The following is a 14,689-nucleotide window of genomic DNA, read 5'->3' as shown; positions in this document are numbered from 1 at the left end:
CCCGTGACGGATACGTGCCGGGGGAGATTCGCCGCAAGCTCAATCGCGATCCGGACCAGCCAGATCTTCATGGCGGAGCGCTTCGAGCGGGCGCAGCACATCACGGATCGATAAAAGTTCGGCGACATAGTGATCGATCTGCTCAAGCACGTCCTCGATCTGCTCGACAATCGACACGTCCCGGGTTGTTGCCGCGCAGTTCGCGCCGTTGACGAGTGCATGCACGATGCCATGCAGGTGCAACAGATCGTCCCGCAGGCCCTCCGGATCGTTCAGGCCTGTGCGCAGTTCGTCGAGCGTATCGACCGCATCGAGCACCCGCGTCGTGTCATAGTGCGACTGCAGTCCCTCCAGTGCGGCGGCATCAACTTCACCGTACGGGGTGGTGGTCACCGCGGCTCTCGCACTCATCCAGCGTTACCTCATTTCGTCGTGAGGCCGGGCCGCCCGGCCAAACAGGGCATCGTTGATCCAGCTTTCGGGCGGACGTTCCAGATGCAGCCGGTAGCGCCCGAAGCGGCGAATGTTGTGTGTCGCATATGGACTCACGAATTCAATGTCCTCGGTGCGGACCTTCTCGCCCTCGGCCACCATGTCGCGCAGGGCCCGCATCATGTCCACCGTGTTCTGCAGGATCACGGCCGATGCGATGAGGTCATTGTAGCGTAGCCGTTTTTGCTGCTCTTCCGGCTCATTCTCCGCGATCACATCGCCGCCGAACGACAGCCATTTCGCGAAGCCGTTGTACGACTCTATCTTGTTGGTGCTTGCAGTCACGTCCTGGCGCAGTTCCCGGCTGCCGATCCATTCAAGCAGAAAGACCGTCCGCACGACGTTGCCGAGTTCACGTGCAGCGAGATACAGGCGGTTCTTGCGACTCTCGGACCCAAGGCGGCGCAGCAGCAACGGTGAAGAGATCGTGCCCGCCTGGATCGACACCGCCACCTGCATGAGCTCCTGCCAGTGCCGTTCGATCAGCACCCAGTCGATGGTCGCCGTGAAAAGGCTGTCGATATGCCTGTACTTCGCGTCGCTGTGCGGGCGGTACAACACGAGATCTTTCCAGTTGCGGATTCTGGGCATCAGCTTGATGCCGAGCAGATGGGTGAACGCAAAAACGGCGGCCGATTGTCCCTGCGTATCCGCATGCACGGTGTCGGCCTTGACGGACAGGCCGGCCTTGAGCAGCCCTTCGATTACATAGATCGCTTCCCAGACGCCCGGCGGGATGAAATGCCGGAATACCGCGATATAGTTGTCGGCGACATGGCGGTAGGCGACCGCACCCATTTTCGGGTAACGGAAGTGATAGCCAGCAAGCAGGTTATTGTCGTAGAAGTCGTACTGCGTGCCGTCGGCCGCTACCGTCTTGCCGTCGCCCCAGTGCTTTGGCAGATCGAGCCGCAGGTATAGCTCGATCAACTCGCGCTGCGCGGCCTCGAGCCTGTCCAGATTCATATGCCGACGGTTCACGAATGCCAGCATGTGCGCCGTCACGTCGGTATCGAGATGGCGCGCCGCCTGGGTCGGGCCCAGGTTGCAGCCCATCGCGAAGATCGTCAGCAAATACCGCTCGGCCGCCTTGCGTATCTGTGGATCAATCCCGGACAGTGGTCCGAAGTGCCGGGTAAAATGCGTCCAGTGCTCGATGTTCGCGAGAATGTCGAGCAGATTGCGGGTCGGCAGGCGCGCATTGATCCGCTCCTGCAGCGCGATTGCACTGGCTGGAATTTCCCTGGCGGTGGTCTTGCGCAGGATTGGCTCGCCTTTCTGGTCGATCGTGACATGTTCGCGCTTGCGCGGATACTCGTCGTCAAGCTTGCGCGCCGCGTCGGTCAACCATTGGCGCAGTTGGGCAACGAATTCGCTGCCCGTTTCCGGCAAGCCGACTTTCGCGCAGTAGTCGGGCAACTGCTGCTCACACTGTCGCCACGGCAGAAGGTGGTCGCGATAGTCGGCGTAGGCATCGGACCCGGACACGCACAGATCGCCGACGCGCAGTTCCTCGGCCATGTACGAGAACACGCACAGCTCAAGATAGCGCCGGTTGGTCGGCGCCCCTTCACCGTGGGAGCGCCGCACAAGCTTGCGCCAGCGCGCCGCGGCGAAATTCAGGTCCACATCGGCATCGATCCATTCGCGGTGTAACGTTTCGTTCTCCAGCACAACCCCGAGCGCATCGAGGAGCGTGCGTACCTGGCTCGTGGAATCCCATACGAGTGTGCGGGCGAGACGCATGAGGACCGAACGGTGCGCCCGGAAATGCTTCCAGAGCAGCGGCAGGTGATTGCGGCCGCTGAATGCGCGGATCTCGGCACAGCTCTCACGCAGCGGTTCGAGGTCGCCTTTCGGTGCAAGCCACTTTCGTATGGACTGCGCGATCGTCCTCTCGTCGGACTCGTCAGAAAGAATGTCGACGACGCCATCGAGCAGGACCACGAGATCCTCGACCTTGTCACGCTGTCTGCGCTGGACGATTTCCAGTTCGGCGCCCGCGCGCTTGTGGATCGCACCCATACGTCGCACGAACATGTCGGCGAGATCGTCGCGGGCACGCACGCGCATGCGATTAAGCAGCGCCACGATCAATGTGTAGCGTTTCTCCGGAAGGGTGTCTTTCCGGAGAGCGGACGCGTCGAGTGACATCGCCTGCATGGCTAGTGAGCGCAGCTTTGATGCCGGGACGCCGGCGAGTGCGATCGTGAAGTCGCCGATCTCGTCGAGCCAGGTAATCTGGTCAATCAGCATGTCCAGGTGCTGCCGCGATGGCCGCCTCGCGTGGCGTTTGATGCGGTTGTAGTCGGTCTGCCGGCTAGACAGGTCGCGGGCCAGCAGACGGTCCAGATTGTTCTTCTGTTCATCGGTCAGGCGTCGTGCGACTCGCCGGAAAAGCCGCGCCTGGGTCTTTGCATGGATCTGCTCGGTAATCCGGTCCAGCGTCGAAAAAGCCGGTAGTTCGATGTCCTGCGCGATCAGTTCGTCGATCGTGGCATTGATGATGTCGACCGGCTGGTCCATGGACAGCGCAGCCGTATGTGCGGCGCGCGTCGCAATCGTGCCCGCGTCGGTGCCGTAGTACGGCTTGACACCGAGATGCTCGCGCACTGCGGCGTAATGCCGGAACAGCGTCGGCGATGCCTGCGTGTCATATCCGAAGCGTACTGCGGGTCCGATATTTGCCACCGCGCGCACGTGTTCGACGACGGCCGCCGGGATGCTGTCGAGCGACGGGAAATGATGCATCTGCTGGAAGACTTTCAGGAGCACCAGCAGACCCAGCCGGGGGCGCTCGCCCCGGGACGACCGCCGCGCCCATTCCAGTTCATCGGGCAGGGGTGTGTAGCAGGCTTGCAGGTCCCGCGTGGCAAGGACCTTGGGAAAGCGCGGATAGGCGGTACGTTCGATGGTGGCCATGCGAGTCGTCCTGATCGCAGCGGGCCGCTCAGATTAGCCGAAGAAAATCCGGCCGTTACCAGGTCAGTTCGAAATGATTCAGCGCGTCTATATAACTCCAAAGCTTATGATAGGAATTTACGCTTACCTTGCCGCTACCTCATGAACGCTTCGACGAAATCGGCCGGCACGACCTGATCCTCACCACCTACGCGCTGCTGTGGCGCGACCAGGCCATGCTCGTGCAGCACGCCTGGCACCTGCTGATTCTCGACGAAGCGCAGTACGTGAAGAACGCTGCGACCCGGTCCGCCACCACGATCCGCGCGCTGCAGGCCCGGCACCGGCTGTGCCTTACCGGTACGCCGCTTGAAAATCACCTTGGCGAGCTATGGGCCCAGTTCGATTTCCTGTTGCCCGGTTTCCTGGGCACCCGCCAGGACTTTACGCGCCGCTGGCGTACCCCGATCGAGAAAGGCGGCGACCTCGTGCGCCGCGACCTGCTTGCGCGGCGTATTCGCCCGTTCATGTTGCGCCGTCGCAAGGACGAGGTGGCCACCGAACTGCCACCCAAGACCACGATCCTGCGCACCGTCGAACTCAGCGGCGCGCAGCGCGACCTCTATGAAACCGTGCGCGCCGCGATGCAGGAAAAGGTCCGCGCGGCCGTCACCGCAAAGGGCCTCGCCCGGAGCCATATCATCGTGCTGGAGGCACTCCTGAAGCTGCGCCAGGTCTGCTGCGACCCGCGGCTCGTCAAGCTCAGCCAGGCAGGCCAGATCCGCGAATCGGCCAAACTGGAACTGCTGCTCGGGATGTTGCCCGAGCTGATCGAGGAAGGCCGGCGCATCCTGCTGTTTTCGCAGTTCACCGGCATGCTGGATCTGATCACCACCGCGCTCAACGAGGCCGGAATTCCCTACGTGATGCTGACGGGCGACACCACAGATCGCGTCACCCCGGTCACGCGCTTCCAGCAAGGCGAAGTCCGGCTTTTCCTGATCAGCCTCAAAGCGGGCGGCGTTGGCCTGAACCTGACCGCGGCCGACACCGTGATTCACTACGATCCGTGGTGGAATCCGGCCGTCGAGAACCAGGCCACCGACCGCGCACACCGTCTTGGACAGGACAAGCCCGTGTTCGTCTACAAGCTGATCACGGCCGGCAGCGTGGAAGAAAAAATCGTCGCCATGCAGGAACGGAAGGCCGCGCTCGCCGACGCGATCCTGTCCGGGGATGCCGGGGGTGCCGTCAAGTTCTCGGAAGACGACCTGGAGGCGCTTTTTGAGCCGCTCCCGGCTGCGGCCACTGTGGCGCCCCAGCCCAGGGCACGCCCACGGGCCAGATCTGCCACGCGCGCCCGGTGAGTTTCCGGCGTACGCCAGGGGGATCGCGACATGCGCGCCCGGGGCGGGTCTCCGCATCGCTCCTGCGGGCTCCGCGGGGGCGGCGCCCAACGGCCTGGGCGCGCGCGGCGGCAGCCTTTTCGTCAGGACGAACCGGATTTCAGGCGTGGGCGGCGCGCTCCAGTACTTCGCGCGCGGCACGACCAAGCACTTCCTCTGACCACTGGTTGACGCTCTCACCGGAGACAGCCGCCGCAATACCCACGCGGGCATGCACGTCAGGATCAATGCGGAGCATGAGTTTGCCCGACGCGGGTTTCTGCGGCTTGCGGCCGGCCTGCTCGCAGTCCGTCAGGTAATGATCGACCGCCGCATGAAAATCGACGGTGAGCTCGTCAACGGTTGAGCCGTGAAAACTGATCCTGTCGTCAACGCCGAGGACATGCCCGACGAAAATGTTGTCGCGCCCGTCGAAGTCGATGCGGGCGAAATAGCCCTTGTAGGTCATTGCATTGCTCATGGCTTGATTCCCATTTCGCTGAACCAGTCGCGCAAGTCTTCCACCTGATACCGCTTCGCCTCTTTGCCCGGGTGCGGGCGGTGATGGTAGCGGCGCTGGCCGTTCAGCGCGAAGGCGATGCGCGACCCCGCGCCTTCGTGGATTTCGCCGCCCAGGGCGACGACGAGCGATTCAATGTCCGAAAACACGATGCCACCCGGAGTCGGTTTCGTGTAGATCGCGGCGAGGGTGCGGGCGTGTTTCGTCTTCATGCCCAATGATAGCAAAAAGTGATATCTAATTGCTATCAAAAAATGATAGCACAAGCGGAATCCTGACTTTGCCCTGGTCTGGCTCGACACCGGGGAAAAGCGCTGGTTACGTGAATCGCATCACGGGGTCGACCTGCCGACCTGGGGCGAGACCCTGGAATCCGATGACCAGACCGTGCTGTGCACGCCGGGGAGCGATCGGCCGTTATGTACGATCAGCGGCCTCATCGTGACGCGACGGCTGGAGATCAGCGCAACACAGGGACAGGCAATCTGGCCGTCCAGCGAATTGCAGACGCCGGGGCTGGGACACTGGCGCCTTCAGGCGGTGGATCGCGAGTGGATATATGCGGCTGATTCCCGGTTTGCCGGTCACCGCGAGCTGTGCTTACGCAGGCACTGAACCCTCGGGCGGCCGGAGCCGGAAGGTCTCCGGTGCAATGGTGATGCGACTGGTGGCCGGCGGCCGCGAAAGCCGGATTGAGCGAGCTGCGCGCCCATATGCCACGTGGACCGGGTGCGTTGCCGGTGTGGTCACATGGCCGCCTAACAATAATGACGTTAGCAAATCTTTTAAAAAATTCGCTAACTTTACTTATGTTAAATTTAGGATTCTTAATGGAATACTTAGGCTCGCCGAGTAGGCAGGCGCGGTGCGGGTCTGGATTCGTCCCGTCTGTGGCGCGTCCCCCGGCGTTGACTGACTGGCGAAATGTTGACGCATCCTTCGCCTGCTTCCCGATGACCGGTCTCCCTGCATAGCCTCATGCGAGATAGCTCGGTCACGGTGTTCCTATCGCGCATCCGTGTTCCTTCATGTGAGGGCGAAAAGCTTCGTCGGCTCTCCGCACCGGCCGGTCATCGACCCATTGCCCGGCCATCCCGGCGCGTCCAGTCGGTTAAAATCCGTTGGCATTCCGAAGGCCGCAGCAAAGCGGCCTGCAAACCCACCACACTTCGCCATGCCTACAGTTTCCACCGTTGTCCCCTGCTTCAATCAGGAGGCGTTCATCGCTGACGCCCTTGATTCCTTGCTCGCGCAGTCATACAACGACTGGGAGTGCATCGTCGTGAATGACGGCTCGACCGACGGATCCAAGGCCATCGTCGAGGCCTACGCGAAGAAAGACAGCCGCATCCGGTCATTGACCAAGGAAAACGGCGGCGTCGCGGCGGCGCGCAACTTCGGTTTCTTCCAGGCGAGCGGCTCGCTCTTTGTGCCGCTCGATGGTAACGACAAAATCCACCCTGACTATCTCAAGCGCGCCGTCGAGTGTTTCGAGGCGTTCCCCAATACCGTGCTTGTGCATACCGGTACGCAGAGCTTCGGTGAAAACCGCAAGGTCTGGCGGTCGCCGGAGTACAGCTACGAAAAGCTCCTCTGGCAAAACCTGATCGTCAACACGACCATGTACCGCCGCGAGGCGTTCCAGCGCGCGGGGGGCTATGCACCGGAAATGGTGCATGGGTTCGAGTACTGGGAATTCTATGTGCGCCTGCTCGGCCCGGATTCGCATGTGCAGTACATCAGGGAGCCGCTTTACCTCCACCGCATCAACAAAAGCTCGCGCTCGAGCGAACTGGTGGAACAGGGCAAGGTCGAGGCGTCGCAACGCCTCATTTACGAGCGCAACCGCGAGCGGTATGCCGATCACAATGCGAACCCGATCAGCATATTCGACAAGCGCATGAAAGACTTCGCACCCATGCACGCCGCGCGCTACAAGCGGCAGGCCCGCTATCTGCACGCCGGATACGGCGTGCTCGTCGTGGTCCTGCTTGGCGTTATTGGCTTGCTCGTCGCGGCAGGCTAGAACAACGATTCCCGTGTGGGTGCCACGTCGACGTAGTCAGCATGTGATTGATTGCAAAAAGAGTTTTTATAGGGCCGCAAGGCAAAGGCTCGCCATGCTTGAGTTGCTGCAACCGGGAAAATGCACGAAAAGCAAAGGAACCCCTTCACTGATTTGCTTCGTCATAGTGTGTGTTCCTCGTCGTGTTGGTTTGGCCTTCGTGGTTATGGAAGGATTCCATGACGAGGTATAGGACGAGCCGCAACGGGAGCCGTTGGGGGCGGGCGTTCGGTTGTTCTGCTGCGTCGACGTGCTGCCCATAAACGTTGACCTTTCCCGCCGACCTTGAGAGCGGCATGCACACGGCATTTCGACGCGGTTGGCTGGAAGAACCGATCGTGAGGTCTCGTGTTGGAGCTCGCCGCCTAGACGAAGTGAAGGGTGTGCGTCTATGGCTTTTTTTTGGAGTGAGGCTCCCACAAGCAATTCGCTCGGGCAGCGCCTCGAAGCGCCAAAAGAACCGCCAGCTACGTGGCGCGCCGGGAACGCCCGCGTTGACGGGGCCGCGTGGTGGGCGCTCGACGCTTGCGGCGGGATGGCTCAACACGCAGCGCTGCGAACATGATGGATGTGGCCGTGACCACAAGCATGGTGCCGCCGAGATAGGGTGCCACACTCATGTGCACCTGGTCGGGCAGCGGTGGCCCAATTGCGTTTGCAACGAAATCCAGACATGTCGGGATCTCCCAGAGCAGAAAGAGCGCGATGCAGTGGATGAGGTATTCGCGCAACGGCGCACGACTCATGAGGTAGAGGGAAATCGTTGCGAGCACTACTAGCGTGTTATCGCCCCAGTGGTCAGTGCGATACCACGCGGGTAGCCATCGTGTTGCCGCTTCGACGCGCAGGCCGAGTATCCATGCGGCGGTATTGCCGGAGGCGAGCGCGAGGGAGGTGAGCAGCAGCGGGGCTTTCATCGACAAAAGTTTACAGATCTTCTGCCGCGGACGGTAGTAGCGTGAGATACGCCCTAAGGGCGATGCCGCTTTTTGGGCTTCGACCGCGATGCGGGATCATCCATGGACACCTGGAGCGAGTAGAGTAGGGTGATCAGGTGAAAGCGGTTTATATCGAAACGTTCCCGATTTTCGCGGAACCTTCCACGACGAAATAGCCGCAAGCCAGGAGAATCGTGAGAGACAAATGAGAAAAGGCATTGCATTCGCGTTGACCCATGGTGCGTGCGCCGTGGCGCTCGTGCTCGGCGCTTGCGCACAGCCGGAGCAACGTGTGCAGATCGGCATGGGTGAGCAGGCGATTATCGCGAAGCTTGGTCCGCCGAAGGAGACGTACGATCTGCCCAACGGCGGCAAGCGGCTCATGTGGCCCACGCAGCCCATTGGAGCGACGACCACCGCTGTCGATCTCGATGCGGCGGGCAATTCGACCAGTGTGCGGCAAGTGCTGCAGGAAAACGCGTTCTATCGCGCTGAGGTCAACAAGTGGACGCGCGACGACGTGCTGGTCGCGTTCGGGCGTCCTTTTGAGACGGCGTATTTCAAGCGGACGGCTCGCGAGGTGTGGTCGTATCGATACATGGAGAGCAACTTCTACCACATGATCTTCAATTTTTATTTCGACCCTCAGGGTGTACTCAGGCAAACGCAGAAGCAGCCGGACCCGAAATACGAGCCGAGCCAGCGCTTCTGAACGAGGACACTGTTGCTCGCCCGCCTCGAGCCACTGCCGGACAAGCGCCCTTGTTGCCGAAGGCTCGCGCGAGAGGCCTGTCCAGCCTTCCTGCAGCCCGTCTGCGAACGCGGCCGGGCCGTGATGGCCGCGGTTGGAAATCCAGTCAAAAAGCGCAAGGCGAGTGCGAAACTGCCGGGCGGGGCCGGGCGCTCGATCGAAGCCGAACTGACGCACCTCGAGGCCGACAGTGCAGCATCGCTGCAGGAGGTGCTTCGCCAGCTCGACCGTCGGAAAAAGTCGTTGCTGCTCGTCCTGGACGAAGTGCAGGTGCTTGCGAAAGAAGAGCACAGCGTCTTCGCACACGCCTTGCGCGCATCCCTGGACATCCGGAAAGACCGGATCAAGGTGTTGTTTGCCGGTAGCTCGGAAACAAACCTGCGGGATATTTTTGCACGGTCTTCTGAACCCTTCTATAACTGGGCGCTCCTGGAGCCATTTCCGCTGCTCGGTGACGAGTTTGTTGTGTCCACCGTTGAGCTAGCCAACAGCCTCGCACGGAACACCTTGACACGCGCTGACGGCCTGCACGCGTTTGAAGCACTGCACCGGACACCAGAGTTCTTCAGGCGGTTCATCGAGCGATTTATACTCTATCAGTTCGAAGGAGTCGATGCCGCGATCACGCACACGAAAACGACGGTGTTCTCCGATGAGTACTTCATGAAGCAGTGGACTGCCGCCAGTGCTGCTGACCCGGCGGTGCTCGCCGTGGTCGCCAGTGGGCACTCGGACCTGCATTCCGCCACAGGGCTTCGTCATCTCAGTGCGGTTCTCGGCGGTCCGGCAACCCGCAGCACCGCGGGCCACGCCTTGCGAAGGCTCCAGGACGCAAATGTGGTGGCACGGCTTGAGCGTGGCCGCTACCGAATCGAGGATGAGGCCTATGCCGAATGGATTCAGCAGGCCACGGCGGCTCATCTGCGGGAATCGCTCGCCGGAACATCAGGCAAGAAGCCCAGAAAGTAGGGCGGGGCCTGTGCCCACGCGGCGTACTATTTGCATGAGTGATCTGCGAGGCCGAAGAGCGCCTGGCTGTTCCGGGTGCACGTATCGGCTACCGTCTGGACATCGATACCGCGAAGTTCGGCGATGGCGCGGGCGACCCACACGAGGTTGGCGGGTTCGTTGTACGGCTTGCGCTTGCCTGCGTTCTTTGGACCGAGATAGGGCGCGTCCGTTTCGAGGTGTAGCCGTTCAAGGGAGAGGGACGTCACTGCCTGGCGCAGGTCCTGCCCGCGATTGAGGTCCGTCACCCACCCGGTCACGCCGATATCTAGCCCCAGGTCGACGAAGGCTTCTGCTTCAGCGAGCGTGCCCGTGAAGCAGTGGACCACGCCATGCGCGCCCGCCTGTACGGCTTCCCTGACCATCGGATAGAACACGTCGAACGCGTCGCGACAGTGCAGGAAGAGCGGTTTTCTGATGCGCGCGGCGGCATCGAGCTGGGCTTCAAAGGCCTTTCGCTGGTTCGCAGGGGTGGAGAAATTTCTGTTGAAATCCAGGCCTGTCTCACCGATGGCGACCACAGCAGGGTCATGCCACAACAACTCGAGGGCCTCGCGCATGGCGTCAGACCACGCGTCCGCCGAGTGCGGGTGCACCCCGGCCGTTGAATACAGGTATCCCGGGAACCGTCTCGCCAGATAGTGTTCACTGCGGCTGGACTCAAGCGAGGTGCCCGTTGCGAGAATCGCCACCACGCCCGCGGCCTTCGCGCGTGAGACGACCTCATCTGTCTTGCCGTGCAACTGTTTCGAGTGGAAGTTGACACCAATATCGATAAATTTCACGCTTTCCTCAAGTGAAGAAATGGGCGCGTTCGCGCCCCGTGCTACTGCTGTGGCTACCTCACTCGCGGCAATGGCCATCCAGTGGCACGCCAAGCTCAGAGCCACAGGATACTCGACCTTGTCGCGCGGCCGCGCTCTCGCACGAGGCGGGCTTTCTGCTCGGCCAGGTGCTGGACGCTAGCGGCCGGGTGCTCACCACCGTGGCGCCGGACGGCGCCATCCTGATGGCAACGTCCACGAAGACGACTAACGGCGTGGGTTGCTGACCCACGCCGGCAGGAGATAGACCCACGCGTTCGAAAACCTGTGCATCGTACTTTGCATTGACGATAGAAAGGACTACGTATGATGATGATAAATGTCCCGGCCAGATACAGATGTCGTACTGCCAGCCATTTACAGATGTCGTATCTCTTTCCCGGTTCTGTGTACCTGCATTGTTGAAGGACACGGGTTGAAGCAGCAGGGCGCTTACGTTCATTCAGCGGGCCCTGGCAGTCCGATGGCCAGGTTTTGAATCTGGCTTGGGCGCCTGCGCCAGCTTCACGATCACGGCGTCCATATCCGCCTGCGTGATCTCGCGTGGTTTCTTCGTGCCCGCCACGCGTTCGGCCTTGCGCACTGCGATGCCCCGATTGGTGCGCGAGGGCGAACCCGAGGCACGCCGCTCATCGCGTTGTGCCTGCAGGGCCTGCGCCACCTGCAGCGCGTGCGCGAGCCGCTTGTGCTCGATCACCGCCCCCTGGTCCACCTCGGTGAGCCGGTCATACTCGCGGTACGGCAGCACGCGGCCCTCCGCCCGAATCTCGATGCGCCCGTCCGGGTACTCCCAGACCTCGATATAGCGGTGAATCAGTTTCCGGTTCTCCGCCGTATCGTCGAGCAGGTACATCACGCGGTCGTACTGCACCGTGAGCGACTTCGTCACGCGCCGCGTTTCGCGCCAGGTGAGCAGGGTGTCCAGATCCTCATCCTCACGCAGTGACCGGTGGGCGTCGAACGTACTGCGCGGCGGCTTCGCGAAGCGCGTGTTGTAGGCCGCCATGAAGGCGGGCGCCCAGGCATTGGCTTCAGCCAGCGTGTTGATGCCGCGCAGCCGCAGCTCCTTCACCAGCCGGTCCTGCAGCGTCAGGTGGGCCCGCTCCACGCGACCCTTGGCTGCGCTCGAGTTCGCGCAGAACGTGTCGATGTTCAACTCATACATCGCGCGTCCGAAGTGCGTCACGCTGCGGCCGGTCTTGCCCGCGCTCACGCTGCGGAAGACGCTGGCGCGGTCGCTGTACAGCGCCACCGGCTTGCCGTGACGCTCCAGATACGCGCGCGTCGCCTCGAAGTAGCTGAACGTCGATTCCGTCTGCGTGAAGTGCAACTCCATCAGCCGGCTCGTCGCGTCGTCCACGTACACCAGCAGCGTGCAGGCCGGTGCCCGGTCCTCGAACCAGCGGTGGTCGCTGCCGTCGATCTGGACCAGTTCGCCCAGACACGACCGACGTGCACGTGGCTGATAGACCTTCGGCGGCCGCTGCCGGCGTGGAATCCAGAGTCCCGCGTCCGTCATGAGCTTGCGCAGTGTCTCCTTCGCCAGCCGGATGCCGTGGCACTCCCAGAGCTTCTCGGCGGCCAGCGTGGGCCCGAAATCGGGATAGCGCTCGCGCACAATCGACAGCGCCCGGTCTGCCGTTACGCGGTCCAGCCGGTTGTTGCTGGGCTTCGAGCGCCGGCGCGACACGAGGCCCTGCGGCCCATGTTCACGCAGCCGGCCGACCAGCCGACGAATCTGCCGCGTCGTCAAGCCAAGTCGCTGTGCCGCACGTAACGGCTTGAGCCTGCCGTCCATCACATCCTGAATGACCTTGAGTCTGTCCAGCTCGCGCATCGTCATCGTTATCCGTTCTGCTGCTGCCATCAAAGCTCCCAAACACTGGATTCCCAGCGATGGGTAAGCTTACGATCGACTCAAAAGCGGACATTTGAACTTGGCTAAAAGCGGACATTTCAAAAAAGCCGTAACATAAAAAACTTCGCTAATTGGTATTATGTTAACTTGCCTGCGGCCCTTCTGAGCGGCGCTGCGCTCCCGTTGGTTTGCGGAATTTTGTTTCCTGCCTCCCGAGCGAAAACCACGTTGCCGAGCTTCTCTTTTGCCCGCCCCTTTAGCTAGCGCGCTTCATCAGGTGACGCCCACTATCCGGTGCGAGCAGTTGACGCCGTCGAGAGCTTCGCCATGACCCAGAGGGACTCCCCCGCACTCGTGAGCGGCGAACATTCAGGGCGGAAGGCTATAGCCGATGGTGCGTTTTCGGGAAATGCAAGCCGGGAATCGGAGCCGGGGTGTCGGCAAGCCTACAAAATTGCATCAAAAGTCCGTCGAATAGCCAATTTTATGCAAAATCTCTTGAAGTGAAATTGTTCCCGTTATGGCTCTGCGTCGCCATTTGGCGGTGTCGCGGCAGGAACAAAATCACGAAAACCAACGGATGCTAGCGGGCACATTCAACTGTTCCAGCTTTGTTGCATAGTTGATTCCGGGATGATTACCGCAGACACGCCACAGACGCCAAAGTTGCCAATGCCCAAGGAGCGCCGGTCGGAGTACCTCCGACAACTCGTATGCACATACACGCCCGGCATCGCCCGGTGACTTGACTCAGCGGACCGCCCCTAGATCGCCTGTTCTGCGTTCCGGTCGCCCTGCCTCGCGTTCGAGACATCCTTTGCCGGCCATCCATTGACGCATTTACGGCATTTACGGCCGAAGACGGAGTTCGTCACACAAGCGCGCCAATCGTCTGGATCGCTCTCGCGTTCGCGGATCGCATCACGGCCCAAAAGTCTCGTCGACACTGACGTAAACTCCCGCTCATGCAATGCATGACCCGAACTGCACCTGCTTCGCCAGGCAGGCAACGGTATGCCGGCCTCCTAAAGCGCACCGCATCACATACTCGGGCCCGCTCCATTGCCACGTACCGCATGCCGGATCTGCTCGTCCAGTGCAGTGAGCAGTGCACGACGCCTGCGCTGTGCGGCATTCATGTCGGCAGCCTCGCCCAATGCACTTCGCTGTAACGTCGTCAGGACATGCCAGCTGCGCCATAAACGCTTTGCCCCACAATCCCGCGCAAGCGACCGATAGTCCGCCTTGACCCGCCGCTTGCGGAACATATAACGCCAGCTCGAGTAAACGTGTGCCTCGTTCGACACGATCAAGGCCGTCCTCGCCCCCATCTCGCGCGCGAGCGAATTCGCAAGATGGATGATTAACGGCTTCGGACGCAGGCCCGACCACTGTCTCGTCAACGAACGGTACAGTGCTCGCCCGTCAACGGACGTATCCGGCCCCTGGATGCATCCAATCAGCAACTGTGGCCTCCCCGCCCGGCCGCCAAGCGACGCTATGCAAAACGTGCAGGACACCACGCGTGCACCATCGCTATCGCGAATGCAGATCGTCCAGTCACCTTCCTTCTGAAACCGCTCGAGCGATTCGGCGTTCACGTCCCATGTCTGATTGGCGGCGTCGAGCGTCGCAAGCCTAAAGGATCCTGATTCGATCAACTCGTGTGCAACGCGAGGCGCGCGCGTCACGGTAAGATAATCGTGCTCCAGACTCACTCGCAAACGCGTGTGCGCATCAAGGCCCGCATGCAGAAACGGACGGTGGATGCGCTCGATATTGAACGGCACCCGGTCAACGGCGGTCCGGAAAGGTTCCTGCGAGCAGCGCTTTAGCCAGCCAAGCGTGGCGCGCGACCAAAGCATCGCGCGCATCAGAAAGCGAATACGCCTCCAGCGGTGATAGCGGCTCGGCAAGGGATACGCCTTGCAGGCATATGCCCAGAGA

Annotated in this window: 12 protein-coding genes and 1 pseudogene; 5 read left to right on the top strand and 8 right to left on the bottom strand. The window is 61.5% G+C overall.

The genetic code is table 11. The annotated features are described in order from the left end of the window. Window positions 1-39: 39 nt before the first annotated feature. Window positions 40-411, bottom strand: a complete 372-nt coding sequence (gene tnpC, locus E1956_RS43170) for a Tn3 family transposase post-transcriptional regulator TnpC (RefSeq protein ID WP_134759967.1) — start codon at window positions 409-411, stop codon at window positions 40-42. Window positions 412-417: 6 nt separating this feature from the next. Further along, entirely contained in the window at window positions 418-3,414 is a 2,997-nt protein-coding gene (locus tag E1956_RS43165) for a Tn3 family transposase (protein WP_134759965.1), read from the bottom strand. Between the two features lie 131 nt (window positions 3,415-3,545). Here E1956_RS43165 and E1956_RS43160 point away from each other — a divergent pair. Next, window positions 3,546-4,760, top strand: a pseudogene (locus E1956_RS43160) (DEAD/DEAH box helicase); the annotation flags it as partial. A gap of 139 nt (window positions 4,761-4,899) precedes the next feature. On the opposite strand, the gene E1956_RS43155 reads toward E1956_RS43160, so the two are convergent. Both E1956_RS43155 and E1956_RS43150 read right to left on the bottom strand, forming a co-directional pair. Next, complete coding sequence (locus E1956_RS43155) at window positions 4,900-5,259, bottom strand: type II toxin-antitoxin system HicB family antitoxin (RefSeq protein WP_134759963.1); 360 nt, start codon at window positions 5,257-5,259, stop codon at window positions 4,900-4,902. Beyond that, complete coding sequence (locus tag E1956_RS43150) at window positions 5,256-5,510, bottom strand: type II toxin-antitoxin system HicA family toxin (RefSeq protein WP_134759961.1); 255 nt, start codon at window positions 5,508-5,510, stop codon at window positions 5,256-5,258. Before E1956_RS43150 ends, E1956_RS43155 begins: the two co-directional genes overlap by 4 nt. Before the next feature lie 73 nt (window positions 5,511-5,583). Between E1956_RS43150 and E1956_RS43145 the strand changes: the two genes are divergently transcribed. Next, complete coding sequence (locus tag E1956_RS43145) at window positions 5,584-5,913, top strand: DUF3564 family protein (RefSeq protein WP_134760840.1); 330 nt, start codon at window positions 5,584-5,586, stop codon at window positions 5,911-5,913. Between the two features lie 403 nt (window positions 5,914-6,316). Next, on the top strand, window positions 6,317-7,324 hold the full coding sequence (locus tag E1956_RS43140; RefSeq protein ID WP_134759959.1) for a glycosyltransferase family 2 protein: 1,008 nt from the start codon (window positions 6,317-6,319) through the stop codon (window positions 7,322-7,324). A 506-nt stretch (window positions 7,325-7,830) separates the two neighbouring features. On the opposite strand, the gene E1956_RS43135 is transcribed toward E1956_RS43140, so the two are convergent. Then, the gene (locus E1956_RS43135; RefSeq protein ID WP_134759957.1) at window positions 7,831-8,280 is read right to left on the bottom strand and encodes a hypothetical protein; all 450 of its coding nucleotides are present in this window, start codon (window positions 8,278-8,280) and stop codon (window positions 7,831-7,833) included. Between the two features lie 226 nt (window positions 8,281-8,506). Here E1956_RS43135 and E1956_RS43130 point away from each other — a divergent pair, with 226 nt between their 5' ends. Together E1956_RS43130 and E1956_RS47200 are read left to right on the top strand one after the other, a co-directional pair. Continuing rightward, entirely contained in the window at window positions 8,507-9,013 is a 507-nt protein-coding gene (locus E1956_RS43130) for a membrane protein (RefSeq protein ID WP_028223745.1), read from the top strand. Window positions 9,014-9,025: 12 nt separating this feature from the next. Next, window positions 9,026-10,021: an ATP-binding protein gene (locus tag E1956_RS47200; protein ID WP_232072583.1), complete on the top strand. Its 996-nt coding sequence runs from the start codon at window positions 9,026-9,028 to the stop codon at window positions 10,019-10,021. Window positions 10,022-10,047: 26 nt separating this feature from the next. Here the strand turns inward: E1956_RS47200 and E1956_RS43120 are convergent, their stop codons facing one another. The 3 genes from E1956_RS43120 to E1956_RS43110 form a co-directional block, all read right to left on the bottom strand. Beyond that, a complete protein-coding gene (locus E1956_RS43120) occupies window positions 10,048-10,845 on the bottom strand; it encodes a TatD family hydrolase (RefSeq protein ID WP_232072581.1) in 798 nt (265 codons plus the stop codon). Window positions 10,846-11,326: 481 nt separating this feature from the next. Beyond that, window positions 11,327-12,751 (bottom strand): ISNCY family transposase, encoded by a 1,425-nt coding sequence (locus E1956_RS43115; protein ID WP_134759953.1) that lies wholly within the window; start codon window positions 12,749-12,751, stop codon window positions 11,327-11,329. A gap of 1,031 nt (window positions 12,752-13,782) precedes the next feature. Continuing rightward, complete coding sequence (locus E1956_RS43110; RefSeq protein ID WP_167760325.1) at window positions 13,783-14,658, bottom strand: DUF535 family protein; 876 nt, start codon at window positions 14,656-14,658, stop codon at window positions 13,783-13,785. Window positions 14,659-14,689 lie beyond the last annotated feature (31 nt).

The organism is Paraburkholderia pallida, from assembly GCF_004524855.1.
Classification (GTDB): domain Bacteria; phylum Pseudomonadota; class Gammaproteobacteria; order Burkholderiales; family Burkholderiaceae; genus Paraburkholderia; species Paraburkholderia oxyphila.
The sequence above is the reverse complement of the archived record's forward strand: the minus strand, read 5'-3'. Positions and strand labels throughout refer to the sequence as shown.

What these genes read in the sequence shown, in the direction of transcription:
- E1956_RS43135 (WP_134759957.1), bottom strand. Translation starts at nt 8,280, where the DNA reads ATGAAAGCCCCGCTGCTGCTCACCTCCCTCGCGCTCGCCTCCGGCAAT.
- E1956_RS43150 (WP_134759961.1), bottom strand. Translation starts at nt 5,510, where the DNA reads ATGAAGACGAAACACGCCCGCACCCTCGCCGCGATCTACACGAAACCG.
- tnpC (WP_134759967.1), bottom strand. Translation starts at nt 411, where the DNA reads ATGAGTGCGAGAGCCGCGGTGACCACCACCCCGTACGGTGAAGTTGAT.
- E1956_RS43155 (WP_134759963.1), bottom strand. Translation starts at nt 5,259, where the DNA reads ATGAGCAATGCAATGACCTACAAGGGCTATTTCGCCCGCATCGACTTC.
- E1956_RS43165 (WP_134759965.1), bottom strand. Translation starts at nt 3,414, where the DNA reads ATGGCCACCATCGAACGTACCGCCTATCCGCGCTTTCCCAAGGTCCTT.
- E1956_RS43115 (WP_134759953.1), bottom strand. Translation starts at nt 12,751, where the DNA reads ATGGCAGCAGCAGAACGGATAACGATGACGATGCGCGAGCTGGACAGA.
- E1956_RS43130 (WP_028223745.1), top strand. Translation starts at nt 8,507, where the DNA reads ATGAGAAAAGGCATTGCATTCGCGTTGACCCATGGTGCGTGCGCCGTG.